A 25884-nucleotide genomic window follows, 5' to 3' on the forward strand; every position below is an offset into this window, starting at 1 on the left:
CCTGCATATTGCAATCCAGGGCTTATTCGCGCGTTGTGTAGCGCGTGACGTAAGGAATGTCGCAATGATGTCGGGAACCCTACACAGCATCGACGCTTCGCCGTTGCTTCTGTCGCTGCAGGTGGCTGCCGTGGCCACGGTGCTGGCACTGCTCATGGGCGTCGCCCTGGGCTGGCTCTTCGCGCGGCGACCCTTTCCCGGCAGCGGCGTGATCGAGGCCGCCTGCATGCTGCCGCTCGTGCTGCCGCCGACGGTGATCGGCTACGGCATCCTGGTGCTCGCTGGGCGTCGCAGCCCGGTCGGCGGTTGGCTGCGCGAGCACTTCGACTACACCCTGATCTTCAATTGGCATGGTGCCGTGGTTGCGTCCGCCGTGGTCGCGCTGCCGCTCGTGCTGAAGTCGGCCAGCACAGCCTTCGCCCAGGTGGACCGCGCGCTGGAGGCCGCCGCGCGCACGCTGCGCCAGTCGCCATGGAGCGTGTTCGTGCGCATCACGCTGCCACTGGCGTGGCCCGGCATCCTGGCCGGCACGCTGCTCGCCTTTGCGCGCGCGATGGGCGAATTCGGCGCTTCGCTGATGGTGGCCGGGTCGATCCCGCATCAGACGCAGACCCTGTCGATGGCGATCTACGACGCCGTGCAGGCCGGGCAAGACCAGACCGCCTTTTTGCTCGCGCTCGTCACCTCGGTCCTGTCGATCGCTGTGCTGCTTGCGTCCAACCGCTTTCTGTCCCTTCGCCTTCGTTGATGTCCAAGGAGTCTTTCGTGATCCGTTCCCTTCGCGTCCTTTGCCTTACCGCGTTCATCGCGGCCCTGTCCTTCGCGGCGACCGCACAGCAGCTCACGGTGTCGGCGGCGGCGAGCCTGACCAACGCCTTCAACGACCTGGCGCCGAAGTTCGAGGCGATGAAGCCGGGGGTGAAGCTGCGCTTCAACTACGCCGCGTCGGGCGTGCTGCTGCAGCAGGTGCAGCAGGGCGCGCCGGTGGACGTATTCGCGAGCGCCGACCAGGCCACCGTGGCACGTGGCATCGAGCAGAAGGTGTTCGATGCCGACACCCGGCGCGACTTCGCGCGTAACACCGTCGTGCTGATCGCCCCGGCGGAGGGCGCCTCGTTCGTGACCTCGCTCCAGGCGCTCGAAGCGCCGTCCGTCAAACGCATCGCCATCGGCAAGACGGCAACGGTGCCGGTGGGCCGCTACACCCAGGAGGTGCTCGAGGCGGCAGGGCTCTGGTCGGTGCTGGCGCCGAAATTCGTCCAGGCGGACACGGTGCGACAGGTGCTCGACTATGTGTCGCGTGGCGAGGCGGACGCCGGCTTCGTCTATCGCACCGACGCAGCGATCGCGGGCGACAAGGTTCGTATCGTGCTCACGGCGCAGGGGCATACGCCGGTGACCTACCCGATCGTGGTGGTGAGCGACAGCCGGCAGAAGGCGCTGGCGCGTGACTTCATCGCCTTTCTCGCCACGCCGCCAGCCGTCGAGGTGCTGGCCCGCTACGGCTTCGGTGCACCGTGATCGACGTCGACCTCCAGGCCTGCGTGAGCGACGGATCGCGCCGCTTCGACCTCGCAGTGCGCTTCGCCAGCGACGCACCCGTGGTGGCGCTGTACGGCCCCTCGGGCGCCGGCAAGTCGCTGACGCTGCAGGCGATGGCCGGCCTGCAGCGTCCGACCGGCGGACATGTGCGCATCGGCGGACGCACGCTGTTCGACGCCAAGCGCGGTGTCGACGTGCCGGTGGCCGAACGGCGTGTGGGCTACCTCTTCCAGCACTACGCCCTGTTTCCGCATCTGAGCGTGCGCGACAACGTCGCCTTCGGCCTGACGCACTGGTGGCATCGCCGACCCTCACCCGCTCAGGCGGAGCGCATTGATGCCCTGATCGACAGCTTCGGACTGGCGAGCTTCGCGGCCAGCCGACCGGCCTCGCTGTCCGGCGGACAGCAGCAGCGTGTGGCTCTGGCGCGCGCGCTGGCGTGCGCGCCCTCGGTGCTGCTGCTCGATGAGCCCTTCGCGGCGCTCAACCCCATGCTGCGGCAGACGCTGCGCAGCGAACTCGCGCAGGTCTGCGCACAGTGGCACACGCCGGTCGTGATGATCACGCACGACGTCGACGATGTGCTGGCACTGGCCGACGTCGTCTTCGTCATTGAACAGGGGCAGGCCGTGCGCGAGGTCGACGTGCGTCGTGGCGATGGCCGCGAGCTCACGCAGCGCGCACTCGTCCACGGCTGGGTCGCTCCGGCGGTGACGGCGGCGGAGCGCTCGGTGCGGCGCTGGCTCGGAGCGCCCGCGCGTGGCTGACGCAACGCTCCTGTCGGGCGACCTCAAGCTCGCCGGCCGGCTCGATGCGCGCTTCTTCGCGCTGCTCGAAGCGATCGACGGCACCGGCTCGATCAACCGCGCCGCCCGCACGGCTGGCTACAGCTACAAGGGCGCCTGGATGCTGCTGGAAACCGCGGCCAACCTCGCCAGCGAGCCCCTTCTCGAAAGCGCCACGGGCGGCAAGGGCGGGGGCGGTACGCGGCTCACGGCCGCTGCGCACGACCTGCTCGCCGGCTGGCGCACTTTGCAAAGTCGACACCGGGCCTTCCTGCATGAACAGGAGGCCTGGCTCATCCAACAGCCGGCGCTCGCCGGCCTTCTTCGGAGAATTTCCATGAAAACCACTGCACGCAACCAGTTCGCCGGCACAGTCTCGGCCGTCGACGCAGGGCCGGTCACCACCCAGGTCACGGTCACCCTCGCTGCCGGCCAGGAGATCGTCGCCACCATGACCTCGGCCGCGGCACAACGGCTGAACCTGGCGGCGGGCAAGGAGGCGATCGCCCTGATCAAGTCATCGGCCGTGGTGCTCGTCGTCGACTTCGCCGGCTACGCACTGTCGGCGCGCAACCAGTTCGCCGGCACGATCTCGCGGGTGGAACGCGGCGCCGTGTCGTCGCTGGTGGTGTTGACGCTGCCCGGCGGTGCGCATGTCACGGCCAGCGTCACCAACGATGCGGTGGAGGCACTCGGCCTCGGGGTCGGGCAGGCCGCGACGGCGGTCTTCAAGGCTTATTCGGTGATGCTCGCCGTGGCGACCTGAGACGCGGCCTGCGGCGCGCGCAGGCGGCTCACCGGCACGCCGTTCTCGAGATGGCTGGTGAAGATCTCGGCGACGTCGGTGGGTGCGACGCCGCTGTAGAGAATGCCTTGCGGGTACACCAGCACGTTGGCGCCGTCGCTGCACGGTCCGAGGCAGCCTGAATAGGTGATGCCCACCTGGTCGTAGGCCTGTCGCTTCTGCAGCTCGGCCCAGAAGGCCTGCAGCACCTCGGCGGAACCCTTCGCGGTGCAGGAGCCGCGCGGATGCTGCGGCGGGCGGTTCTGGGTGCAGACGAAGACGCGTTGGGACGGGTGGGCCATGGGGTTTCCTTTTTTGACGATGGGGCTATGCGAGCGTGAAGGGCAGGGGTGTCAGGCCGCCATGCGGACGATCCAGGCCTGGAGGTCGCGCACGTGCGCGCTCTCCTCGCTGGCGAATTCGCGCGCCATGCGTCCCACTTCGGGGTCATTGCTGCGGCGTGCGATGTCGGCATAGAAGTCGTAGCCAGCCGTCTCGCTGGACAGTGCGAGCTCGAGCGCCGCGATGACGTCGATCAGGCCATCCACGCCTTGCCAGCTCGCGGCCTCGGGGCTGACGCCTTCCGGCCATTGGAATTCGCCGGGCGCGAGCACCGGCAGCTCCCGAAAGCCACCGCGATTCATGGCTTCTTTCAGGTGGCGACGCGAATAGAGCGCCATGCGGTCGAACAGCGCCTGCACCTCGCGGTTGCCGGCGGCACCCATGACCTGCGCGAGGTCTTCGTATTGCCGCGCCGCATCGCGTTCCAGCTGGATCGCATGCACGAGAAAGAGGTGGATGTCGTCGATCATGTCTAGCCGAACTTGAACAGGATGCCGTGGCCGCCGCGTGGGTATTCCCATTCGATGTTGCCGTGGTCGCTGCACAGGATGCGGCAGCTGCCGCACTCCAGGCAGCCGTCGGTGATCAGCGTGACGCTGCCATTGCCCTCGGTCTTGTAGCAGGCGGCCGGGCAGACGAAGGTGCAGCTCTGCACCGCGCAGTCGTTGGTGCAGACCTCCGCATCCTTGATGCGGATGTGCGGCCGGCCGGTGTCGACGCGGTAGCGGTTCTGGAACAGCTTGTCCTCGACATTGACGGTGATCGGATTCATCGGAAAGCCCTCCAGAGTTTGTAGGCATCGCCCACCAGGCCGCCGAGCTTGCGGCTCTTGCGAAAGCTCGAGAAGATCTCGCGCTCCTTGCTCTTCTTGTCCACGCCGTCCACGGTGATCATGGTGCGTGCGGCCTGCGCGAGCAGGTCCGGGTAGCTGGTGAAGAACTGCGGATTCTTGTGCAGCACCGCGGGCATGTCGCGGTACTTGTGCAGGTCCTTCATCACGAAGCTGTCGTCCAGCGCGTCCTTGTAGGCCTTGAGGGTGCCGGCGCGGTAACCGCGGCCCGCGGCGCGCGCCTCGATCACCGTTTCGGCCGCGAGCCGGCCGCTGGTCATCGCCAGGTTCGAGCCCTCGCGGTGCACCGCGTTCACGAACCCACCGGAGTCGCCGACGATCATCCAGCCATTGCCGTACACCTGCGGCACGGCGTGGAAGCCGCCCTCGGGGATCAGGTGCGCGCAGTACTCCTTCATCTCGCCGCCCTCGATCAGCGGGGCGATCGCGGGATGGCGCTTCATCTGCTCGAGCAGCACGTAGGGGCTGGTCTTGTTCGGGTTCTTCGCGAAGTCGCCGAGCATGCAGCCCACGCCGATGGTGAGCGACTCCTTGTTGGTGTAGAGGAAGCCGGTGCCCATCATGCCGTCGGTGATGCGCCCGACCATCTCGATCACGACGCCCGATTCCTCACCGACGTTGAAGCGCTGGCGGATCGTCTCTTCCGGCATGAAAAGGATTTCCTTGACCGCCAGTGCCACGTTGCCGGCCTTGATCTCGCCGTGGAAGCCGGCCTTGCGCGCCAGCGTGGAATTCACCCCGTCGGCCAGCACCACCACGTCGGCATACACGTCGCCATGCTCGCGGTCGCACTGCACGCCCACCACCTGGTCGCCGTCCATGATCAGCTGGTTGACGGTGGTCTCGCAGATCAGCAATGCGCCGGCCTCGCGCACCTTGGCGCTGAACCACTTGTCGAACTGCGCGCGGATGATGGTGTAGCGGTTGTAGGGCGGCTTGTTGTAGTCCTCGCTGCGAATGTGGGTGCCGACGAAGGAGGTCTCGTCCAACACCCACATGCGTTGCTCGATGACGTGGCGCTCCAGCGGCGCGTCGTCGCGGAAGTCGGGAATGATCTGCTCCAGCGCGTTGGCGTAGAGGATCGCGCCCTGCACGTTCTTGCTGCCCGGGTATTCGCCGCGCTCGATCTGCAGCACCTTGAGGCCGGCCTTGGCCAGGGTGTAGGCGCAGGCATTCCCTGAAGGGCCTGCACCGACCACGATGGCGTCGAACTGGGATGGCTTTCTCATGACGTCTCCTTCAGGCGACCAGGCGCCTGCGTTGCGACAGATGCGCGGCAAAGGCCTGCGTGAGCGCCGGCAGCACCTGCAGGGCGTTGCCGACGATGCCGTAGTGCGCGAAGTCGAAGATGGGGGCATTGGCGTCGGTGTTGATCGCGACGATCACGTCCGACGCTTCCATGCCCACGCGGTGCTGGATCGCGCCGGAGATGCCGGCGGCAATGTAGAGCTTGGGCCGCACCGTCTTGCCGGTCTGGCCGACCTGGCGCTCGGCCTCGACCCAGCCGGCCTGCACGCAAGGCCGCGTGGCGCCGACCTCGCCGCCGAGCACGCGCGCGAGTTCGAACACCAGCTTGAAGTTCTCCGGGCTTTTGAGGCCCTTGCCGCCGCTGACGATCACGTCGGCGTAGGGCAGGTTGATCTTGCTGCTGTGGGCATCGGCGATGAAGTCCAGCAGCTTGGTCACGATCTGCGTCTCGACCAGGCCCAGCGTGTCCTGCACGACCGTGCCGGTGCGGGTGGCGTCGGGCTGCGGCATGGCCATCACACGCGGCCGCACGGTGGCCATCTGCGGCCGGTAGGCCAGCGTCATGATCGTGCACAGCAGCGAGCCGCCGAAGGTCGGACGGGTCGCCGCCAGTGCCCGCGAGGCCGAGTCGATGTTGAGTTCGGTGCAGTCGGCCGTGAGGCCCGTCAGCAGCGTGGTCGCCACCGAGCCCGCCAGGTCGCGCCCCATCGAAGTCGCGCCCAGCAGCAGGATCTCCGGCTTGTAGGTGTTCACCAGGTCGGTCAGACCCTTGGTGAAAGGCTCGTTGCGGTAGCCCTTGAGCACCGGGTCGTGCACCACATAGGCTGTGTCGGCGCCGTAGGTGAAGGCTTCGGCGGCGAAGGACTCCAGCGGCTCGTCCTGTCCGCCGAGCACCACCACGCCGACCGGGCTGCCGAGCTTGTCGGCCAGCTTGCGCGCCTCGCCCAGCAGCTCCCACGACACGCTGTGCACATGGCCGCGCTCGTGCTCGATGAAGACCCAGACGCCCTTGTAGGCCTTGAGTTCCTCGGACAGTTCGACATTGCGGCGGCCGGCCGGCCGCTTGGCCGCGGGTTGGGGTGCTTCGCTCATGACATCTCCTTCATCAGCAGGTCGGATTCGAGCGTCGAATGGCGCGTGAAGATCTTCTGCAACAGGTTGAGCGACACGTCGCGCAGGTTGGAGACCTCGAGGTCGAGCATCTCTGCCTTCTCGCTGCGCGGCGTTGGGCCGAAGACCTTGCTCACCACCGTCGGCGAGCCCTTCAGGCCGATCTTGGAGACGTCCTCGATGCCGGCTTCTTCCTTGTTCCACCTGCGCACCGGCCAGGCCGCCGCGTGGATCATCGCGGGCAGGCCAGCGAAGCGAAGCTCGTTGGTGTTCTCCAGCATCGTGATGAGGCAGGGCAGGGCGGTACGCAGCACCTGCACGCCGCCCTCGGCGCGGCGCTCGACGGTGATGGTGCGCCCGACCAGGTCGGTCTCGACGATGCGCGAGACGTAGGTCAGCAGTTGCAGCCCCATGCGCTTGGCGATGCCGGGGCCGACCTGCGCCGTGTCGCCGTCGATGGTCTGCTTGCCGGTGAAGACGATGTCGACGGCCTGCTCGGTCGCGATCTGCCGGATGCCGGCGGCCAGCGCATAAGAGGTGGCGAGCGTGTCGGCGCCAGCGAAGGCGCGGTCGGTGACCAGCACCGCGTCGTCCGCGCCGTAGCTGATGCACTTGCGCAGCGCCTCCTCGGCCTGTGGTGGGCCCATGCACAGCATCGTGACCTTGCCGCCGAACTTGTCCTTCAGTCGCAGGGCCTCTTCAAGCGAGAAGAGGTCGTAGGGGTTCACGATGGCCGGCACGCCCTGGCGCATGATGGTGTTGGTCACCGGATGGACGCGGATCTGCGCCGAGTCCGGGACCTGCTTGATGCAGACGACGATGTGCATGGAATGGCTCCTTCAGGCGGCCAGGCGTCGTGGCATCGACGTCTTCAGGCTGTCGAGCGACACGTGCTGGCGGCCGTCGGTGTCCTGGAACACCTTGAACACCTTCTCCTGCGCTGGCGTCGATGTCACGAAGTCGCCATAGGCCTTCTGCAGCAGCCCGCGGTAGGCCGTGAACATCTGCAGCTCGTCGGCCTGCGCCAGCGCCGTGTCCTGGCGGATGTACTGGAAGAAGCGCTTGAGGATGTGCAGCCGGCTGACGTTGACCACGCCTTGGTCGAACGGCACGCCGAAGAACTGCAGGAAGTCTTCGGCCGACGAGAGCGCCTTGAGCTGTTGAAGGAAGTCTTCCATCGGGGCTTACTCCTGGAGTGAGGGTTGCAGAAGGGAATCGAAGCCGGGGTCGGCACAGCGGTCCGCGCAGTCGCTGCAGGGCATTTCGGCCGCCGGCCGCGCCTGCAGCGTCTCGAGTTGCGCGACGCGTTCCAGCAGGCAGGCGATGGCCTTGCCGACCGGGTCCGGGATCAGGTGGTGGTCGAGGTCGAAGCCGTGGGTGCTGCGGCGCTGCGGCACCACCACGCGGCCCGGAATGCCGACCACGGTCGCCCCGGCAGGCACGGCCTCGATCACGACCGAATTGGCCGCGATTCGGGCGCGCTCGCCCACGGTGATCGGGCCGAGGATCTTGGCGCCGGCACCGACCACCACGCCATCGCCGAGCGTGGGATGGCGCTTGCCGGCCGACCAGCTGGTGCCGCCGAGCGTGACGCCGTGGTAGAGCGTGACGTCCTCGCCGATCTCCGCGGTCTCGCCGATCACGACCCCCGTGCCATGGTCGATGAAGAAGCGTGCGCCGATGCTGGCGCCGGGATGGATGTCGATCTGCGTGAGCCAGCGCGCGAAGAAGGACATCGCCCGGGGCGCGTAGCGCCAGCCGCGCCGCCACAACACGTGTGCCACGCGATGCAGCGCGATCGCCTGCACACCCGGATAGATGGTCCACACCTCGAGGCGGTTGCGTGCCGCCGGGTCGCGCTCCAGCACGCAGCGCACGTCGCCACGCAGCAAGGCCCACCACGATGGTTGTCGCGCCGCCGCGGGGACGGACGCGCTGCCGAGTGCTCTTGATTGCGGTGTCATGTCCCGCCTCATGCCGCGATCGGGCGGACTTGAGCGCCGCCGGTGCCATGCGCATCGAGGAGGAACCGGTACAGGTCCTCGGACGTCGGCGCTTGCTTGACGCGCATCGCGTGCTCGCGGATCTGCGCCAGCAGCCAGCTGGTGACGCCATCGTCTTGCAGCGTCACGCCCAGCGCGCCGTAGGCCTGCCGTACGGCCTGCGAGCCCGAGTGCTTGCCGAGCACGGTGCGCCGCTGGCGGCCCAGTTCCGCGGGGTCGAAGCTCTCGTAGGTCGACGCGTTCTTCAGCAGCCCATCGATGTGGATGCCTGACTCGTGCGTGAACACGGCTTCCCCGACGATGCTCTTGTTGACGGCCACGGCCCGGCCCGACGCGCGTTCGACCAGCTGCGAGATGGCGACCAGCGTCTGCGTGTCGACGCCGCAATCGGCCTGATGCAGGTGGCGCAGGCCCATGACCACTTCTTCGAGCGCGGCGTTGCCTGCGCGCTCGCCCAGGCCGTTGACGGTGGTGTTGGCATGGGTCGCACCGCCGCGCAGCGCGGCCAGCGTGTTCGCGGTCGCCAGCCCGAGGTCGTTGTGGGCATGGATCTCGATTTCCATGTCCACCGCATCACGCAACCGTGCAATGGCTTCGTAGGTGGTGAAAGGGTCGAGCACGCCCAGGGTGTCGGCAAAGCGGAAGCGCCGTGCGCCGCAGTCCTCGGCGCGCTGTGCGACCTCGGCCAGGAAGGCAGCGTCGGCGCGTGATGCGTCTTCGGCGCCCAGTGAGATCTTTCGACCCGTGGCGACCGCGGCCTCGATCACCCGCGTGACCTGCGCCATCACCCATTCACGCGATTGCCGCAGCTTGTGCTTCAGATGAATGTCCGAGACGGGAATCGACAGGTGGACGATGTCGGCGTTGCAGCGAAGGGCACTGGCCAGGTCCGCGTCGGTGAGACGGCCCCAGACCATCAGCTGGGCATCCGTGTGCAGGGCGGCGATGGCATTGATGCAGTCGATCTCCTGCTCGCCCATTGCGGGAATGCCGATCTCCATCTCGCGCACGCCGGCTGCTGCAAGCGCGCTGGCGATGGCGCATTTCTCTGTCACCGTGAACGCCACGCCGGCCGTCTGTTCGCCGTCGCGCAGGGTGGTGTCGTTGATGATGAGACTGGGTGACATGGGGTGTCCTTTTGCATTCGATATCGCAAAGGTCATGCCATGGCTTTGGGGGCGCTGCGAGGTCTCTTTTGTCGCGTATCGGGGGACTGCTTGGGCGTGCCGGGCGTGCTGCTGTCGAGAATGTTTTGTTTCGAACAGACGCGCTCAGTGTTCGCGTGCGTGGTTGCGCGTGTGGCGCGGTAGCTCGATGGTGAGATCGCCATCGCGCAGCTTCACGCAGCAGGCCAGCCGCGATTGCGCGTCCAGCCCCCAGGCGTTGTCGAGCTGGTCGCTCTCCTCGTCATCGGGTGGCGCGAGCGATGCGCCGCCCGTGCGTACGTGCACATGGCAGGTCGCGCAGGCGGCGACCATCTCGCAGGCATGTTCGATCGCGAGGCCCGCGGCGAGCATGCTCTCGCACAGCGATGCGCCGCGCCGCGCGTCGATGTCATGGCCCTCGGGGCAGAGGTCGGGGTGCGGCAGGATGTGGATGCGGGGCATGGCGGTTGTGCGCTTTCAGGCCAAACTGTCGAGTGCGCGACCGGCCAGCGCACGATGGATCGATGCATTCATCCGCCGCGCTGCAAAGTCTTCCGTTGCAGCGGCGAGGGCCTTGGCCGCAGGCTGCAGCGTGTCGAGCGTCGCTTCGGTCTCGAGCGCATCGGCCAGGAGGAACATCGCGTGCCGCACCGTCGCGAGCTCCGCAGGCGACAGCAGCGCTGCGTCCTCGGCGAGCGCGGACTCGGTGGCATCGAGCAGGCGCCGCGCATCGACCTGGGCTTCGCGCAGCGTGCGCAGCCGCATGTCGGCCTGCGAAGCGCCGATGGCGTCCTGCAGCATCGCGGTGATCTGCGTGTCCTCCAGGCCATACGACGGCTTGACCTCGACATGCGCCTCGATGCCGCTGCCCTGCTCGCGCGCGGTGACCGACAGCAGCCCATCGGCGTCGATCTGGAAGCTGACGCGGATGCGTGCGGCGCCGGCCACGGCCGGCGGGATGCCGCGCAGCTCGAAGCGCGCCAGCGAGCGGCAATCGGCCACTGCTTCGCGCTCGCCCTGCAGCACATGCAGCGACATGGCAGTCTGCCCGTCCTTGAAGGTGGTGAATTCCTGCGCGCGCGCAGTCGGCAACGTGGCATTGCGCGGGATGATCTTCTCGACCAGGCCGCCCATGGTCTCGATGCCCAGCGACAGCGGGCACACGTCGAGCAGCAGCCAGCCGTCGCCGTTCCCGTTGCCGGCCAGCACGTCGGCCTGCATCGCCGCGCCGAGCGCGACCACCTGGTCGGGGTCGAGGTCGGTCAGCGGTTCGGCGCCGAAGAAGTCGCGCACCGCGTCGCGGGCGATCGGCATGCGGGTCGAGCCGCCGACCAGCACCGCGCCGTCGATCTCGGCCGGCGCGATGCGGGCGTCGCGCAACGCACGTCGGGTGGCCTGCAGCGTGCGGGCGATCAACGGTGCACCCAGCAGCGCGAACTGCTCGCGCGTGAGCGTGGCGTCGAGCGTCAGCCCTTCGTCCAGCGGCAGGCGCAGGCCGGCGGCCTCGGCGTTCGACAGACCTTCCTTGGCATGGCGCGCGGCCGAGAGCAGACGCCGCTGCGCGGCCGGGTGCAGTCCGGCGACGCCGTCGATGCCGTGGAATGCACAGAACCATTCGGCGATGGCCCGGTCGAAATCATCTCCGCCGAGCGCCGAGTCGCCGCCGGTGGCGAGCACTTCGAACACGCCCTGGGTCAGCCGCAGGATCGAAATGTCGAAGGTGCCGCCGCCCAGGTCGTAGATGGCGAAGGTGCCTTCGGCCGCCCTGTCCAGGCCGTAGGCGATGGCCGCGGCCGTCGGTTCGTTCAGCAGGCGCAGCACCGTCAGGCCCGCCAGCCGCGCTGCGTCCTTGGTGGCCTGGCGCTGCGCGTCGTCGAAGTACGCCGGCACCGTGATCACCACGCCCGACAACGGCCCGCCGAGCGAAGCCTCGGCACGGTCGCGCAGCACGGCGAGGATGTCGGCCGACACCTGCACCGGCGACCGAACGCCCGAGATGGTCTCGATCCCGACCATGCCGGGCGCATCGACGAAGCGGTAGGGCAGGCCGGCCGCATCGCCCAGGTCGGCGAGCCCGCGGCCCATGAAGCGCTTGACCGACACGATGGTGTTGCACGGGTCGTCCGATTGCCGCGCCTGCGCTTCATGGCCCACAACCACCGCGCTGTCGGCGGCATAGCGCACGACAGAAGGCAGCAGCAGTGCGCCCTGCGCATCCGGCAGCACGCGCGCGACCGCGCTCTGAACGGTGGCGACGAGCGAATTCGTGGTGCCCAGGTCGATGCCCGCGGCCAGCCGATGCTGGTGCGGTGCGGCGCTCTGGCCCGGTTCGGCGATCTGGAGCAGGGCCATATCAAGCTCCCCCCCGATTCTTGCTCACTGCGTGTAGCCAGCTTCCCCCTCCAGGGGGCGCACCCAACGGCCCGGCAAAGCCGGTTCCGCGGGTGCCCACGAACGTGCTTCGCTTGGCTCGCAGGTTGCAGCGGCGTGCGCAAGTCATACAGCGAAACTTTCGCCGCAGCCGCAGTTGGCACGCGCGTTCGGGTTGCTGAACTTGAAGCCTTCGTTGAGGCCTTCGCGCACGAAGTCGAGCTCGGTGCCGTCGAGCATGCCGAGGCTGCGGCGGTCGACGATCACGGTGACGCCGTGGGTTTCGAAGCATTCGTCGTCGGCATTGGCTGCATCGACGAACTCCAGCGCATAGGCAAAGCCCGAGCAACCGCTGGTTTTCACGGCCAGGCGCAGGCCGAGCCCGCTGCCGCGCTTGGCCAGAGATTTCTCGACGTGCCGCGCGGCGGCCGGGGTGAGGGAAACACTCATGATTGGCTCCTAGGCGCGATCTCCGCGCTTCAAACGATCTGTTCCAGAGATGCCGCGAAACCGGCTTGGCCGGGCCGCTGGCATGGCCCCCTCGAAGGGGTTGGCGAAGCGACACGGCGTGCGCGAAGACTGGGGGTGGGCATGTCAGACCGAAAAGGAACTGCCGCAACCGCAGGTCGTCTGCGCGTTCGGGTTGTGGATCACGAAGCGCGAGCCCTCGAGGCCTTCCTCGTAGTCGACCCGCGCGCCCAGCAGGTACTGCTGGCTCATCGCATCGACCACCAGCGCCACGCCTTCGGTGACGATGCGGGTGTCGTCCTCGGCCATTTGGTCGTCGAAGGCGAAGCCATAGGAAAAGCCCGAGCAGCCGCCGCCGGTGACGTAGAGCCGCAGCTTGAGTTCAGGGTTGCCTTCTTCCTCGATCAGCGCGGCGACCTTGGCGGCGGCCTGCGGTGTGAATTCGAGCATGGCGGGCATCAGGCCGGCGACGTCGGTGCCGGAAGGGGTCACGGTGGTTTCCATGGAAGCCTCTTGGGTGTGTGGATGGGTACGGTGTGGTGCCGCGTCAGTGCTGCGGACCGGAGTCGCAGACCGGTTGTTCGGTGACGCTCGAAGCGCCCGCGCCCTGGATCGCATGCCGCGCACGGAAGTCCGCGACGGCCGCCTTGATGGCGTCCTCGGCCAGGATCGAGCAGTGGATCTTCACCGGCGGGAGCGCCAGTTCTTCGGCGATCTGCGCGTTCTTGATGGCGAGCGCCTCGTCGAGCGTGCGACCGCGCACCCACTCGGTGACCAGCGAACTCGACGCGATGGCCGAGCCGCAGCCGTAGGTCTTGAACTTCGCGTCCTCGATCACGCCCTGCGCGTTGACGCGGATCTGCAGCCGCATCACGTCGCCGCAGGCGGGCGCCCCGACCATGCCGGTGCCGACGTTCTCGTCGCCGGCGTCGAAGGCGCCGACGTTGCGCGGGTTGTCGTAATGGTCGATGACTTTTTCGCTATAGGCCATGGGTCTACTCCAAAGTGCGTGGGGGTGATGAGGTTCGTGAACACCGCGGGGGAGTCAATGCTCCGACCACTGGATCGCGTTCAGGTCGACGCCGGCCTGCACCAAGTCCCACAGCGGGCTCATGGCGCGCAGGCGGGCCACCACCTCGGTGACCTGCGCGATCGTGAAGTCGACCTCAGCTTCGGTCGTGAAGCGGCCGAGCGAGAAGCGCACCGAGCTGTGGGCGAGCTCGTCGCTGCGGCCCATGGCGCGCAGCACGTAGCTCGGCTCCAGGCTGGCCGACGTACAGGCCGAGCCGGACGACACCGCGACCCCGCGGATGCCCATCAGCAGCGATTCGCCCTCCACGTAGTTGAAGCTCACGTTCAGGTACTGCGGCGCGCGCTGTTCCATGTCGCCGTTGAGCACCACCGCTTCCAGGGTCGACAGCCCGGCCCAGAGCCGGTCGCGCAGCGTGCGGATGCGCGCGTTGTCGGCGGCCATGTTCTCGCGTGCCAGCCAGAAGGCGCTGCCCATGCCGACGATCTGGTGTGTGGCGAGCGTGCCCGAGCGCATGCCGCGCTCGTGGCCGCCGCCGTGCATCTGCGCGTCGATGCGCACGCGCGGACGGCGTCGCACGTAGAGCGCGCCGATGCCCTTGGGGCCGTAGATCTTGTGGGCCGACAGCGACATCAGGTCCACCGGCAACTGCGCCAGGTCGATGGCCACCTTGCCGGCAGCCTGCGCCGCATCGACATGGAACACCACGCCCTTCGCGCGGCACAGCGCGCCGAGCGCGGCGATGTCCTGCACCACGCCAGTCTCGTTGTTGACGAACATCACCGACGCCAGCACGGTGTCGGGCCGCAGCGCGGCGTCGAACACCGCGAGGTCGAGCAGGCCGCTGGGCAACACCGGTAGCACCGTCACTTCATAGCCCTCGCGCTCCAGTTCGCGCATGCTGTCGAGCACCGCCTTGTGCTCGGTCGCGACGGTCACCAGGTGCTTGCCGCGGCCCCGGTTGAAACGCGCCGCGCCCTTGATGGCGAGGTTGTTCGATTCGGTGGCGCCCGAGGTCCAGACGATCTCGCGCGGGTCGGCGTTGATCAGCGAGCACACCTGCTCGCGCGCCAGTTCGACAGCTTCCTCGGCGGCCCAGCCGTAGGCATGCGATCGGCTGGCCGGGTTGCCATAGATCTCGGTCAGGTAGGGGATCATGCGGCTCGCCACGCGGCGGTCGACGGGCGTCGTGGCAGCGTAGTCGAGGTACACGGGGGACACGGGACGGGCCGTGCGGGAGAAGGCTTTGTCGAGGACGGGGTCCGGCATGGCAGGCTCCTGAGGCTGAAAGTCACAGAGGGGGTCAGGTCCTGTTTCGCAACTTCGGTGCCATGCGTTTTCGACGCCGGAACGGCCGCTTTCGGCGTCGGATTGTTGGGTTTGTGTGGTGCGCGCGAGGTGCGCTCGCAACCGGTGTCGGGTTTGTCGCAAATGTGTGTGGTGCCCTTGCCGCGCCACGGTACAAACCAGCAGGGACTCGGTATGTTTTTTGCTTGTTGCAAATCAAGCGTTCGTTGCGTCGCGGATGTATCGTTTGGCCGGTGCGCCACGGCAATCAGGTATCCGGCCTTCGGCGCTCAGGCTCGGAGTCGCTCGAGAACGGACCCACCCATGGTGAATACACAAGCGATCGAGGCTCGTCGCGAGCTCGATGCGGTTTATGAGATCAGCAAGACGCTGGCCACCTCGCTGGATGTGGCCAAGACCTTTCGCGAGGCGCTGAACTACCTGCTTCATGCCTTCGACTGGCGCCGTGCCTTCGTTGTGCTCAGCGAGTCCGACGGACGCTTGCGCGGCCTTTGCGCGGTGGGGCTTTCGATCGAGGAGCAGCAGCGGCTGCACTTCCGTTCGGGCGAAGGCATCGTGGGACGCGTCTATGCCACCGGCAGTCCGGCGATGGTGCCCGACGTGCATTCGGAGCCTATATTTCTCAACCGCACCGGCGGCGGCGATCAGAGCCCGGGCGCGGTCGTCGCCATGCTCGCGACGCCCATCCGCGCCGATCGCCGTACGGTCGGCGTGCTGGCCATCGACTGCCTGAACCCTGGCGAACGCCGGGTCTTCGCCGAAGACCTTCAATTGCTCAAGATGGTCGCCACGCTGATGGGGCAGGCACTGCTGCTCCAGCGCAGCGTCAGCGCCGGCCACGACAGGATGCAGGATGACGCGCGACGCCTCCACAAGGTGCTCAAGCCGAGCCATCAACTCGACCAGGTGGTGGGCGTGTCCGCGCCGATGCAGCAGGTGTTCGAGCAGGTTCACCAGGTCGCTCCGGCGCGCACCACGGTGCTGTTGCGCGGGGAGAGCGGCACCGGCAAGGAGGTGATCGCGCGCGCCATCCATAACCTGTCGCCTCGCAAGCGCGAAGCCTTCGTGCGGGTCAATTGCGCGGCGCTCACCGAATCGCTGCTCGAGAGCGAGCTTTTCGGGCACGAGAAGGGCGCCTTCACCGGCGCGCAGGGCCAGCGCAAGGGCCGCTTCGAACTGGCCCATGGCGGCACGCTGTTCCTCGACGAGATCGGCGACATCTCGGCGTCTTTCCAGGCCAAGCTGCTGCGCGTTCTGCAGGAGCGCGAGCTCGAGCGCGTCGGCGGCACCGTGGTCGTGAAGGTCGACGTGCGCCTGATTCTTGCGACCAACCGCAATCTCGAGCGCATGGTGCAGGCCGGCGAGTTCCGCGCGGACCTGTATTACCGCATCAACGTCGTGAGCATCCAGCTGCCGCCGCTGCGCGAGCGGCGCGAGGACATCCCCGCGATGGCCCAGTACTTCCTGGAGCGCTTCAACCGCGAGAACGCCCGCAACACCCGCTTCGACGCGGCGGCGATGCGGGTCATGAGCAGTTGCTACTGGCCCGGCAATGTGCGCGAACTCGAGAACTGCGTGGAGCGCACGGCCACGATGACGCACGACGACGTCATCACCGACCTGGCCTTCCCGTGCCAGGGCAACCGTTGCCTGACGCAGGTGCTGCATCACATCGAGCGCGAGGACGCGGTACGCCCGGGCGGTGGTCGCCTGGCTGACATTCCCATCGCCGAAGTGCCGATGGCACCGCGGCGGGCCGAGCCGCTCGCACCCGGTGCTTCCTCTCCCAGCGATGCGCTGCCCACGCCCGTCGTCGCGGCCGGTGAGATCGACGGAGCCGACAGAGCTGACGGGGCGTTGGCGCCGGACGCTGCGCCCGTCGTTGCCGACGGCAAGCCGGAGGGCGAGCATGCGCGTCTGATCTGGGCCATGGAGCATTGCGGCTGGGTGCAGGCCAAGGCCGCGCGCCTGCTGAAGATCACGCCGCGCCAGATGGGCTACGCGCTGCGCAAGTACGGGATCGAAGTGCGCAAGTTCTAGGGGCGGCCACGCCGTTCCCTTTGTCGCAACTCCGACACCCATCCGCGTCCGCCGTGTGTGTTGTGTGCCATGTCCCACAACCGACAAATCGCTAAGCCGTTGATTTGAAAGGATTTGGTCGATGGCATGGATTTGGCTTTAAGACCTTCAACGCGGCCACTGTCGGCTGCGGCGAAAGGTCACCATGCAAGCCAGTCCGAACGCCGGTTCCATGCCAGCGATGACCTATGTGGGCATCGGCCAGATCAAGCCGCTGGGCGCCCGCATCGACGTGCCCGAAGCCGGAGGTGGCTGCGGCACCTCGGGTGGCGAGGGCAAGGCCAGTTGCGGTACGTCGGGCGGTCCCGACGACATGCCCCAGGAGATCTGGGACAAGGTCAAGAACCATCCCTGCTACTCCGAAGAGGCGCATCACCACTACGCGCGCATGCACGTTGCCGTCGCGCCGGCCTGCAACATCCAGTGCAACTACTGCAATCGCAAGTACGACTGCAGCAACGAGTCGCGGCCCGGCGTGGTCTCGCAAAAGCTCACGCCCGAGCAGGCCGTCAAGAAGGTCGTGGCGGTGGCCAGCGAGATCCCGCAGATGACGGTGCTGGGCATCGCCGGCCCCGGCGATTCGCTCGCAAGCCCGAAGAAGACCTTCGACACCTTCCGCATGCTGCAGGAGCAGGCACCGGACATCAAGCTGTGCCTGTCGACCAATGGCCTGGCACTGCCCGACCTGGTCGACGAGATCTGCAAGTACAACATCGACCACGTCACGATCACCATCAACATGGTGGACCCGGAGGTCGGCGCCAAGATCTACCCGTGGATCTTCTGGGAGCACAAGCGCCTGACGGGCGTGGAGGCCGCCACCATCCTGCATCGCCAGCAGATGAAGGGCCTGGAGATGCTCACCGCGCGCGGGGTGCTCACCAAGATCAACTCGGTGCTCATTCCCGGCATCAACGACGAGCACCTGATCGAGGTCAACCGCGAGGTCAAGAAGCGCGGTGCCTTCCTGCACAACATCATGCCGCTGATCTCCGAGGCCGAGCACGGCACGGTGTTCGGGCTGACCGGCCAGCGCGGCCCGAGCGCGCAGGAGCTCAAGGCCGTGCAAGACGCCTGCATGGGCGGTGCCAACCTCATGCGCCACTGCCGCCAGTGCCGTGCCGATGCGGTCGGCCTGCTCGGTGAAGACCGCAGCGAAGAGTTCACGCTCGACAAGATCGAGCAGATGGAGGTGGTCTATGACCTGGACCGCCGCAAGAGCTACCAGGACAAGGTCGAGGTCGAGCGCCAGGCGCAGTTCGTCGCCAAGCGCGAGGCATTGGCCGAGGCGGCCGCACTCGACGTGGCCGACGACCTGAAGGTGCTGGTCGCGGTCGCCACCAAGGGCGGCGGGCGCGTCAACGAGCACTTCGGCCACGTCACCGAATTCCAGATCTTCGAAGTGTCGGCGGGCGAGGCGATGTTCGTCGGCCATCGTCGGGTCGATCTGTACTGCCAGGGCGGCTTCGGCGACGACGAGCAGCTGCCGTCGGTGGTGCGTGCCATCAACGACTGCCACGCGGTGCTGGTCGCCAAGATAGGTGCCTGCCCGAAGGACGAGCTCGCTGCGGCCGGTATCGAGCCGGTTGACCAATACGTCGGCGAGTTCATCGAGAAGGCGGCGCTGGCCTGGTTCAACGACTACCGCGCTCGCATCGCCAGCGGCGCCGTGGTGCACCAGGACCGCGGCGACGCGCAGATCCGCCAGGGCGCCTACACCGGCACCGCGGAAGCCGCGTGAATGTGCACACCCCCAGTCTTCGCGCACTGCGTGTCGCTGCGCCTTCCCCCTTGCACGGGGCAACACCAGCGGCCCGGCGGAGCCGGTTCCGCGGTGTTCCTGGCATCCGCCGTTGTGACCCGCTCGCGCTTTTTGTCTTCCATCGCCATCCTCTGAAGGAGAGCCACCATGTCACTCAAGATCATCGCTTCCACCTGCACCGGCTGCTCGGCCTGCGAGCCCGAGTGCCCCAACGTCGCCATCCGCGAGAAGGGCGGCACTTTCATCATCGATCCGGCCAAGTGCACCGAGTGCATCGGCCATTTCGACGACCCGCAATGCGTCGCGGTGTGCCCGGTCGACGGCTGCATCGTCAAGGTCTGACCCCGCCTCGCCAACGTCCCGCCATTTCCACTTGAAGGAGACATCCACCATGCTGTCCAGCCTCACCGTCACTCCCGCTGCCGAAAAGTTCATGCGCCGCATCGTGCGCTTTTCGGGGCTTCCCGCTGGTGCGGGTTTTCGCCTCGTCGTGAGCGCGGGCGGCTGCTCGGGCTACAACGCGGAATTCAGCGCTGAAGGTGCCCCCGCGCCCGGAGAGCAGACGTTCGTCGTCAACGGCGACCTGCGCGTGTTCCTGCCAGCCGAAAGCCGCCTGCTGCTCGAAGGTTGCACGATGGATTTCGCCGACACGCCGACCAAGTCCGGCCTGACCTTCGTCAATCCGAACCAGGCGGCCTGCGGCTGCAGCACCGCCGAGACAGCCGCGCCTCCCGGCATGGCCACGATCTCTGTGAGCGCCATCGGCCGCGGCCGGCCGGTTGCACCGGTTCTGGCCTCCTGATCGCACGTCCGCAACACGCGCCACACACACCGGACACCGCCATGCATGCGCCCGGCCTGGCTTTCGACGATGCGGCGGCCGCCTTCGCGGCCTGCGTGATCGGTGGCGGGCTGGACCCGCGGGTCGAAGCGCTCATTGCGCGAGCGGGCGAATTGCGGCACCTGCCGGCGCAGGCGCTCGCCTTGCTCGAACAGGCCCGCGCCGCGGCACCGCGGCATCCGGCGCCGCTGATCGCGCTCTATCGGTTCCACTTCTACGGCCACGCGCTGGCCGAAGCCCGCGCCGCAGGGGAAGACGCGCTGGCCATCGCGCGCACGGCGCTGGGGCCGGACTTCGGCGACGTGCCGCCGACCGACGAAGCCGCGCGCGACGACGCGGCGGTGCGCTTCTACCTCTTCACACTCAAGGGCCTGGCCTACCTGAACCTGCGCCTGGGCGCGCTCGACGAGGCGCGCTTCCTGCTCGGCGAGTTGCGCCGCCTCGATCGGCAGGATCAGGTGGGCGGCGCGCTGTTGGCCCAGGTGCTGGCACGCCGCGAGGCCGGCGAAGACACTGATGGCGATGCCGTACCGCCACCGGCTTCATCGGCCCGCGGCTGGCACGGGTGCCTGCGATGAGCGCCACCGGGCTCGCCTGTCGCTCGCGCGCGCCGGCTGGCGATATTCCCGCGCTGCATTGGCAGGGTGGGCCGGTCGACTGTGCGGCCTGCAGCTACGCCGATCTGCGCATGCGGCCGGGCGAGCAGGGCTGCGAGCCCGGCCATGCCTGCATGCAGGACGCCTATGCGCGCCGCATCGACCGCTTCTTCCGCTGGCACCCGCAGTTCGGCGATGCGCAGCTGGCGCATCCGTACTTCGAGGTGCGGGCCATCGCGGCGCGGCACGCCAGCGTGTTCCGACTGATGGCGCTCATCGACGACCCCGACGAAACGGTGCGCCTGCAGGTCGCGCTGCGACTGCCGCTGGGCCAACTCGGCCGGCTGGTGAGCGATCCGCACCGCGAGGTGCGCATCCGCGTGGCGCAGCGCGCCGACGCGGCCCTGCTCGCGCCGATGCGCCGCGACCCCGATTACGGCGTGCGCGAACTCGTGGCGCGCCGCCTGCCGCTGGCGATCCTGCCGACCATGGCCGATGACCCCGACCGCGCAGTGCGCATGCGCGTGGCGCAGCGCTTGGAGATGCCGGCGCTGCTGCGCATGGCCGCGGACGCCGAACCCGAGGTGCGACGCATCGTCGCCGAACGCCTGCCCGTCGCGCTGCTGTCGCGCCTGGTCGCCGACATCGACTGGCGCGTGCGCTGGGAGGTGGCGCAGCGTGCCGGTGCCGCCGTGCTGGCGCAACTGAGAGACGACGAAGACCCGGAGGTGCGGCGCGCCGTGCGCGAACGCTGCACGCGAGACGAAGGAGCGATGCATGGCTGACATCAACCGCGACGACGACGTCATCGAGCTGGCTTTCCCGCCGCGCTTCGCGTACGGCGAGCGGGTGATTGCGCGCTCGGTCATCCGCAACGACGGCACCTACAACGGCCGGGACATCGGCGAGGTGCTGGTGAACAAGGGCGAGATCGGCTACGTCACCAACATCAACACCTTCCTGCAGCAGTTCTACATCTACGCGGTCGATTTCGTCGACTCCGGCCACCGTGTGGGCATGCGCGCCAAGGAACTCTGCACGCTGGACCATCTGCCGGAGGACGTGCTCGCGCAGCTCGGCGACAGGGCCTCGGCCTTGCGTGCCCTCGGCTCGTCCGCCCCCACCGCCGCCTCATCACCTGCCCCTGGAGACGCCTCATGAATGCACCTGTCGATACGGCAGCCCACGCCGCCGCCCTGAATGCGCTGGCATTGCACGAGCCGCGCGTGGCGGCCTACGCCTGGGGCCAGCGCGTGATCGCATTGGACGACCTCGTCAACGATGGCAGCTATCCCGAGCGCGCCGTCGATGCGGTCCTCGCCGAGCGCGGCGCGGTGGGCGAGATCGTCAATGTCGGCCATGCGACGGAATCGAACGAGTCGATCTACCTGGTCGAGTTCGTCGGCTGCGTGATCGGCTGCTTCGAAGACGAGATCGCGCCTGCGCCGCTCGGCCTGCTGCCGGAGACGGACGAGGTCCAAGGGGGATGAGCACCGCTGTGGCTGCCGCGGCCGGCCCCGTGGTCGTCGACCTGATGCAGTGTCGGCTGGAGCGCGCGCTGCGGGAGCGCACCCGCTACCGCTACGTGCGCCCGCGCGTGCTGCGCGAGGGCGATGCCTTTCGCATCGAGAGCCCGTGTTGCTCGCGCAACGTCGACCCCGAGGGCGGTGTGATCAACATCGCGCTGCTCGCGCCCGGGGCGCCGCGCCTCTCGCGCAGCCAGCCGGGCCGCACGGTACAGAGCTGGCGCCTGTTCGCACGCGACCACGTGACCGGCACCTGGGTCGCGCAGGACGAGAGCGACGAAGTGGGCGAGTTGATGGATGTGTTGTGCGTGGACGCGCAACGCATCTTCTGGCCCTGAACCACGCACCGACCCTGGCATGCTGTACTTCGACCACAACGCGACCACGCCGCCCGCACCAGCGGTGCTGGCGGCCATGCTGCCGGTGTTCTCCGACGTGTGGGCCAATCCCTCGTCGCAGCATGCGCCGGGGCAGGCCGCGAAGCGGACGCTGGGCGCGGCGCGGACCACGGTGGCACGCGCGCTCGGCTGCAAGCCGGCCGAAGTGATCTTCACCAGTGGCGCCACCGAATCCAATCACCTGGCCGTGCGCGGCCTGCGCGATGCGGCGCCGGTCGGGCGTCGCCGCGTGGTGTTCGGCAGTGTCGAGCATGCGGGCCATCTCAAGCTGGCGCGCGCGCTGTCGGATGCGGGTACGCCGGTGAGCTACCTGCCGGTGCATGCCGACGGCACGCTCGACCTGCGCGCTGCTGGCGAGCTGATCGGCCCCGACGTGGCGCTGGTGTCGCTCATGGCCGCGAACAACGAGACGGGCGTGTGCATGCCGGTCGCCGAGGTGGCGGCGCTGGCGCATGCTGCGGGGGCGCCGTTGCACGTCGACGCGACCCAGCTCATCGGCAAGCTGCCTTTCGACTTCGCGCGCTTCGGTGCCGACGCGGTCTCGCTGTCGGCCCACAAGTTCCACGGGCCGAAGGGTGTGGGCGCCTTGCTGCTGCGCCAGGGCGTGCCCTGGGCGCCGCAGACGCGCGGCAGCCAGGAGCGCGCGCGCCGCGGTGGCACCGAGAACCTGCCGGGCATCGTTGGCCTGGCCGCGGCGCTGGACGCACTCGGCAGCGCGAGCGCCATGGTGGCCGAGGCCGAGCGCCTGGCCGCCCTGCGCGACGCGCTGGAGCGCGGGCTGGCGCAGGCGCTGCCGGCGTTGCACGTCTGGTCGCAGCACGCGCCGCGCCTGCCTGGAACCAGCTATCTGCGCATCGGCGACCTGCAAGCCGAAGTCGTGCTCAACCGGCTCGAGCGCCTGGGCATCGCCGCCTCGTCGGGTGCGGCCTGTTCGTCGGGCGGCAGCGAGCCTTCGCACGTGCTCAGTGCGATGGGTGTGCCGCGCGACGATGCCCTGTGTGCCGTGCGCCTGTCGCTCGGCCGCACGACCACGGCGCAGGACGTGGACTTCGTGGTGGCCATGCTGCCGCCGCTGCTCATGGCCTGTTCTCCCTTTTCCCCACCTCCGGAGCCGACGATGAAAGTGATGATTCGCAAAGACAGCAAGGGCGTGCTGACCGCCTACGTGCCCCGGAAAGACCTCGAGGAGCCCATCGTCTCGATGGCCGAGCCCGGCATGTGGGGCGGCCTGGTCACGCTGGGCAACGGCTGGCAGCTGGAGCTTCCGGCCATGGCCGTCGACACGCGGTTGCCCGTCACCGTCGAAGCCCGCCGCGTCGCCACCGCCGGCGACGATGACTGAACCGGAGCCGCTGCCATGGCCCTGACATCCCAACATCTGCGAACCGCTGGCGAGATGGTCGGCACCGCGACCACGCTGCGCGAAGCGGTCGAACGCTGGCGCGCGCTGCACCCGGAGGTGCGCACCGTGCTGGTCGACGCGTTCGACATGCGCGACGAAACGCCCGCGTTGCGCCTGGGCGCGCGCAACGTCTACATGGCGGCCACCAACGGTCACTGCTGGCATGTGACGCAGCATCCCGAAGATGCGAGCGCGTTGATCCTCACGCAGGATGCGCCATGATCGACATCGAAGTCATCGGGCTGGCCGAGCCCGAATGCGGCGAGCGCGAAATCGAGCTGGTCAACGCGGTGCTGCAGGCCGCGCGTTGGAGCGATGGACCGATGCTCGAGTCCTTCGAGTGCGCCTTCGCCGGCTGGGTTGGCCGTGCGCATGCGGTCGCCGTGGGCAGCGGCACGCTGGGCACCTGGATCGCGTTGCGCGCCTTGGGCATCGGCCCTGGCGACGAGGTCGTGTGCGCCGCCCACACCTGGCACCAGGTGGCGCAGGCCATCACGCTGGCTGGTGCCACGCCGGTGTTCGCGGACATCGACTACTGGAGCGGCTGCCTGAGCGCCGAGAAGGCAGCGCTGAAGATCGGCCCGGCGACGCGCGCCATCCTCGCCGGCAACACCAACGGCCATCCCGCGGCCTGGGGTCCGCTGCGTGCGCTGGCCGATGCGCACGGCCTCAAGCTCATCGAAGACAGCACCGAGGCGCTGGGCTCGCGCTACAGGGGTCGCACGGTCGGCAGCTTCGGCGACGTGGCGGTGTTCGACTTCTCGCAGCCCTCGGCCCTGTGCACGGGGGAGGGCGGCATGCTGGTGACCGACGATGAGGAACTGGCGCACGAGCTGCGCTACCTGCGCCAGCGCCGGCTGTCGGACCGCAGCTCGCTGTCGGTCGGCTCGCGCGTGCCGCTGCAGGCCGGAATGAGCGAGCTGACCGCAGCGCTGGGCCTGGCGCAACTGTCGGAGCTCGACGCGCGGCTGGCGTTGCGCAAGCAGGTCGAGGGCTGGTACCACGAGCAGATGCAGAGCTTCGAGGGCATCAAGCCACCGTACCTGGGCGACGACGTGGACGAGGTTCACTGGATGCTCTACGTCGTGCACCTGGGCAAGCGCTTCGGCCAGAGCGCACGCACCCAGATGATCGACGACCTGCGTTCCTGCGGCATCGAGACCGCCGCCTACAGCCACCCGCTGCACCGCCAGTTCTTCTACATGAACACGGGCGATGCGATCGGCCGCAAACGCGGGCTGTTGCCGGACACCGACCGCATCGGCGACCGCGCGCTGGCGCTGCCACTGCACACCCAGCTCGATGCCGACCAGGTCCGATACATCGTCAAGACGCTCAAGGACACGGCCACGAACGTGGGTGCCGGCGCCGCAATCTATTGATGACCACCGAGGATTCCTCCATGACCGATCTGATCCGCGACATCGCCCATCGCCTCGATGCCGGCACCGTCATTCCCTACCTCGGCCCCGACATGCTTTCGCTTTGCGCCGAGCCGAAGGTGCCGGGCACCCCGACCGCGCTGGCAGAGATGATGACCACCAAGGTCAGCGTGCCGCACAAGATCCGCAAGCGGCTCACGCAGGCGGCGCAGTTCATCGAGAACTTCAAGCACCGCAAGTCGGTCGTGCACCTGATGAACGAGGCTTTCGCTTCGGTGCCGGCGCCGTCGGCGCTGCAGCTTGCGCTGGCGGGCAGCGGCGCCGGCCTGTGGGTCGACACCTGGTACGACGACAGCTTCGCCGTCGCGCTGGCGCAGGTGCGGCCGCAGGGCGACTGGGTGCAGATCCAGGGCCTGTCGCAATCCGAACACTTTGGCCGGTGGACCGGCGTCTACGGCGACGACGGCGAGTTCATGGCGGAGCTGCCGGCCGATGCAGGGCCCATCCTCTACAAGCCCATCGGCAGCCACGCGCCGGCCGGTAACTACCTCGTGTCGGACAGCGACTATGTCGAGGTGCTGACCGAGATCGACATCCAGACGCCGATTCCGGCAGCGGTGCAGGCCTGGCGGAGCGGCCGCAGCTTCCTGTTCATCGGCTGCCGCTTCGACGACCAGCTCACCCGCAGCTTCGCGCGCCAGATCATGAAGCGCTCGTCGGCGCTGCACTGGGCCGTTCTGCCCCACGAACCGACGCGCATGGAAGCGCGCTTTCTCGAAGAGCAGGGCATCGTGCGCATCCCGATGCCGCTGGCGCAGTTCGCCGACGAACTGACCGAAGCGCTGCAGGGCGCCGTCGCCGCCTGACGCCGTCCACCCATTCCTCTCCGTTCCTTTCAACCCCCACTGCGAGA

The 25884-nt window shown here is 68.2% G+C and carries 32 protein-coding genes and 1 pseudogene; 18 read left to right on the forward strand and 15 right to left on the reverse strand.

Annotated features, from left to right (window positions below; translation table 11 throughout):
* The first annotated feature begins 67 nt into the window (after window positions 1-67).
* Genes modB through J2W36_RS24960 form a run of 4 tightly spaced genes read left to right on the forward strand, consistent with a single transcriptional unit; the run spans window position 68 to window position 3093 of the window.
* Window positions 68-748, forward strand: a complete 681-nt coding sequence (gene modB, locus J2W36_RS24945) for a molybdate ABC transporter permease subunit (protein WP_307692528.1) — start codon at window positions 68-70, stop codon at window positions 746-748.
* A complete protein-coding gene (gene modA / locus J2W36_RS24950) occupies window positions 748-1521 on the forward strand; it encodes a molybdate ABC transporter substrate-binding protein (RefSeq protein WP_370869383.1) in 774 nt (257 codons plus the stop codon). Before modB ends, modA begins: the two co-directional genes overlap by 1 nt.
* Entirely contained in the window at window positions 1518-2309 is a 792-nt protein-coding gene (locus J2W36_RS24955) for a sulfate/molybdate ABC transporter ATP-binding protein (protein ID WP_307692485.1), read from the forward strand. The genes modA and J2W36_RS24955 overlap by 4 nt, the downstream gene beginning before the upstream one ends.
* Window positions 2302-3093 (forward strand): TOBE domain-containing protein, encoded by a 792-nt coding sequence (locus J2W36_RS24960; protein ID WP_307692486.1) that lies wholly within the window; start codon window positions 2302-2304, stop codon window positions 3091-3093. The genes J2W36_RS24955 and J2W36_RS24960 overlap by 8 nt, the downstream gene beginning before the upstream one ends.
* Here the strand turns inward: J2W36_RS24960 and J2W36_RS24965 are convergent.
* The 15 genes from J2W36_RS24965 to J2W36_RS25035 all read right to left on the reverse strand — a co-directional run bounded on the left by J2W36_RS24965 (window position 3063) and on the right by J2W36_RS25035 (window position 14946).
* On the reverse strand, window positions 3063-3413 hold the full coding sequence (locus J2W36_RS24965; RefSeq protein WP_307692487.1) for a (2Fe-2S) ferredoxin domain-containing protein: 351 nt from the start codon (window positions 3411-3413) through the stop codon (window positions 3063-3065). The genes J2W36_RS24960 and J2W36_RS24965 overlap by 31 nt on opposite strands.
* 51 nt (window positions 3414-3464) lie before the next feature.
* Window positions 3465-3923 (reverse strand): ferritin-like domain-containing protein, encoded by a 459-nt coding sequence (locus J2W36_RS24970; RefSeq protein WP_307692488.1) that lies wholly within the window; start codon window positions 3921-3923, stop codon window positions 3465-3467.
* A gap of 2 nt (window positions 3924-3925) precedes the next feature.
* Window positions 3926-4225 carry a ferredoxin family protein gene (locus J2W36_RS24975; protein ID WP_307692489.1) on the reverse strand — a complete coding sequence of 100 codons (300 nt, stop codon included), beginning with the start codon at window positions 4223-4225 and terminating at the stop codon, window positions 3926-3928.
* Window positions 4222-5532 (reverse strand): FAD-dependent monooxygenase, encoded by a 1311-nt coding sequence (locus J2W36_RS24980; protein ID WP_307692490.1) that lies wholly within the window; start codon window positions 5530-5532, stop codon window positions 4222-4224. The genes J2W36_RS24975 and J2W36_RS24980 overlap by 4 nt, the downstream gene beginning before the upstream one ends.
* A 10-nt stretch (window positions 5533-5542) precedes the next feature.
* The gene (locus J2W36_RS24985; RefSeq protein WP_307692491.1) at window positions 5543-6643 is read right to left on the reverse strand and encodes an electron transfer flavoprotein subunit alpha/FixB family protein; all 1101 of its coding nucleotides are present in this window, start codon (window positions 6641-6643) and stop codon (window positions 5543-5545) included.
* Entirely contained in the window at window positions 6640-7488 is an 849-nt protein-coding gene (locus J2W36_RS24990; protein WP_307692492.1) for an electron transfer flavoprotein subunit beta/FixA family protein, read from the reverse strand. Before J2W36_RS24990 ends, J2W36_RS24985 begins: the two co-directional genes overlap by 4 nt.
* Window positions 7489-7500: 12 nt before the next feature.
* On the reverse strand, window positions 7501-7839 hold the full coding sequence (nifW, locus tag J2W36_RS24995; protein ID WP_307692493.1) for a nitrogenase stabilizing/protective protein NifW: 339 nt from the start codon (window positions 7837-7839) through the stop codon (window positions 7501-7503).
* 6 nt (window positions 7840-7845) lie between these two features.
* Window positions 7846-8625: a serine O-acetyltransferase gene (cysE, locus tag J2W36_RS25000; protein WP_307692494.1), complete on the reverse strand. Its 780-nt coding sequence runs from the start codon at window positions 8623-8625 to the stop codon at window positions 7846-7848.
* Between the two features lie 8 nt (window positions 8626-8633).
* Entirely contained in the window at window positions 8634-9791 is a 1158-nt protein-coding gene (nifV, locus tag J2W36_RS25005; RefSeq protein ID WP_307692495.1) for a homocitrate synthase, read from the reverse strand.
* A 144-nt stretch (window positions 9792-9935) separates the two neighbouring features.
* Window positions 9936-10271 (reverse strand): 2Fe-2S iron-sulfur cluster-binding protein, encoded by a 336-nt coding sequence (locus tag J2W36_RS25010; RefSeq protein ID WP_307692496.1) that lies wholly within the window; start codon window positions 10269-10271, stop codon window positions 9936-9938.
* Between the two features lie 15 nt (window positions 10272-10286).
* Entirely contained in the window at window positions 10287-12161 is a 1875-nt protein-coding gene (gene hscA, locus J2W36_RS25015; RefSeq protein ID WP_307692497.1) for a Fe-S protein assembly chaperone HscA, read from the reverse strand.
* Between the two features lie 144 nt (window positions 12162-12305).
* The gene (iscA, locus tag J2W36_RS25020) at window positions 12306-12629 is read right to left on the reverse strand and encodes an iron-sulfur cluster assembly protein IscA (protein WP_307692498.1); all 324 of its coding nucleotides are present in this window, start codon (window positions 12627-12629) and stop codon (window positions 12306-12308) included.
* Window positions 12630-12773: 144 nt separating this feature from the next.
* Window positions 12774-13151: an iron-sulfur cluster insertion protein ErpA gene (gene erpA, locus J2W36_RS25025; RefSeq protein WP_307692499.1), complete on the reverse strand. Its 378-nt coding sequence runs from the start codon at window positions 13149-13151 to the stop codon at window positions 12774-12776.
* A 43-nt stretch (window positions 13152-13194) separates the two neighbouring features.
* Window positions 13195-13638 (reverse strand): Fe-S cluster assembly scaffold IscU, encoded by a 444-nt coding sequence (iscU, locus tag J2W36_RS25030; protein ID WP_307692500.1) that lies wholly within the window; start codon window positions 13636-13638, stop codon window positions 13195-13197.
* Between the two features lie 54 nt (window positions 13639-13692).
* On the reverse strand, window positions 13693-14946 hold the full coding sequence (locus J2W36_RS25035) for an IscS subfamily cysteine desulfurase (protein WP_307692501.1): 1254 nt from the start codon (window positions 14944-14946) through the stop codon (window positions 13693-13695).
* 342 nt (window positions 14947-15288) lie between these two features.
* Here J2W36_RS25035 and nifA point away from each other — a divergent pair, with 342 nt between their 5' ends.
* The 14 genes and pseudogenes from nifA to J2W36_RS25105 all read left to right on the forward strand — a co-directional run bounded on the left by nifA (window position 15289) and on the right by J2W36_RS25105 (window position 25837).
* Entirely contained in the window at window positions 15289-17025 is a 1737-nt protein-coding gene (nifA, locus tag J2W36_RS25040; RefSeq protein ID WP_307692502.1) for a nif-specific transcriptional activator NifA, read from the forward strand.
* 184 nt (window positions 17026-17209) lie between these two features.
* Window positions 17210-18805: a nitrogenase cofactor biosynthesis protein NifB gene (gene nifB / locus J2W36_RS25045; RefSeq protein ID WP_307692503.1), complete on the forward strand. Its 1596-nt coding sequence runs from the start codon at window positions 17210-17212 to the stop codon at window positions 18803-18805.
* 168 nt (window positions 18806-18973) lie between these two features.
* Window positions 18974-19168 carry a 4Fe-4S binding protein gene (locus J2W36_RS25050; RefSeq protein ID WP_307692504.1) on the forward strand — a complete coding sequence of 65 codons (195 nt, stop codon included), beginning with the start codon at window positions 18974-18976 and terminating at the stop codon, window positions 19166-19168.
* Between the two features lie 49 nt (window positions 19169-19217).
* A complete protein-coding gene (locus J2W36_RS25055) occupies window positions 19218-19628 on the forward strand; it encodes a HesB/IscA family protein (protein WP_307692505.1) in 411 nt (136 codons plus the stop codon).
* A gap of 41 nt (window positions 19629-19669) precedes the next feature.
* Entirely contained in the window at window positions 19670-20245 is a 576-nt protein-coding gene (locus J2W36_RS25060) for a hypothetical protein (RefSeq protein ID WP_307692506.1), read from the forward strand.
* Window positions 20242-21048: a 4Fe4S-binding leucine-rich repeat protein gene (locus J2W36_RS25065; RefSeq protein WP_307692507.1), complete on the forward strand. Its 807-nt coding sequence runs from the start codon at window positions 20242-20244 to the stop codon at window positions 21046-21048. The genes J2W36_RS25060 and J2W36_RS25065 overlap by 4 nt, the downstream gene beginning before the upstream one ends.
* Window positions 21041-21424, forward strand: a complete 384-nt coding sequence (locus J2W36_RS25070; RefSeq protein WP_307692508.1) for a nitrogen fixation protein NifZ — start codon at window positions 21041-21043, stop codon at window positions 21422-21424. Before J2W36_RS25065 ends, J2W36_RS25070 begins: the two co-directional genes overlap by 8 nt.
* Complete coding sequence (locus J2W36_RS25075; protein ID WP_307692509.1) at window positions 21421-21753, forward strand: nitrogen fixation protein NifZ; 333 nt, start codon at window positions 21421-21423, stop codon at window positions 21751-21753. The genes J2W36_RS25070 and J2W36_RS25075 overlap by 4 nt, the downstream gene beginning before the upstream one ends.
* Complete coding sequence (locus J2W36_RS25080) at window positions 21750-22127, forward strand: DUF3024 domain-containing protein (protein WP_307692510.1); 378 nt, start codon at window positions 21750-21752, stop codon at window positions 22125-22127. Before J2W36_RS25075 ends, J2W36_RS25080 begins: the two co-directional genes overlap by 4 nt.
* Before the next feature lie 19 nt (window positions 22128-22146).
* Window positions 22147-23265, forward strand: a pseudogene (locus tag J2W36_RS25085) (cysteine desulfurase family protein); the annotation flags it as partial.
* A gap of 48 nt (window positions 23266-23313) precedes the next feature.
* Window positions 23314-23529 carry a putative nitrogen fixation protein NifT gene (gene nifT / locus J2W36_RS25090; RefSeq protein ID WP_307692530.1) on the forward strand — a complete coding sequence of 72 codons (216 nt, stop codon included), beginning with the start codon at window positions 23314-23316 and terminating at the stop codon, window positions 23527-23529.
* 15 nt (window positions 23530-23544) lie between these two features.
* Window positions 23545-23811, forward strand: coding sequence for a hypothetical protein (locus tag J2W36_RS25095; RefSeq protein WP_307692511.1), 267 nt, complete (start codon window positions 23545-23547; stop codon window positions 23809-23811).
* Window positions 23808-24971 carry a DegT/DnrJ/EryC1/StrS family aminotransferase gene (locus tag J2W36_RS25100; RefSeq protein WP_370869384.1) on the forward strand — a complete coding sequence of 388 codons (1164 nt, stop codon included), beginning with the start codon at window positions 23808-23810 and terminating at the stop codon, window positions 24969-24971. The genes J2W36_RS25095 and J2W36_RS25100 overlap by 4 nt, the downstream gene beginning before the upstream one ends.
* A 20-nt stretch (window positions 24972-24991) precedes the next feature.
* The gene (locus tag J2W36_RS25105) at window positions 24992-25837 is read left to right on the forward strand and encodes an SIR2 family NAD-dependent protein deacylase (RefSeq protein WP_307692512.1); all 846 of its coding nucleotides are present in this window, start codon (window positions 24992-24994) and stop codon (window positions 25835-25837) included.
* Window positions 25838-25884: the final 47 nt, after the last annotated feature.

The sequence above is a fragment of the Variovorax ginsengisoli genome (assembly GCF_030811835.1).
Lineage (GTDB): Bacteria > Pseudomonadota > Gammaproteobacteria > Burkholderiales > Burkholderiaceae_C > Variovorax > Variovorax ginsengisoli_C.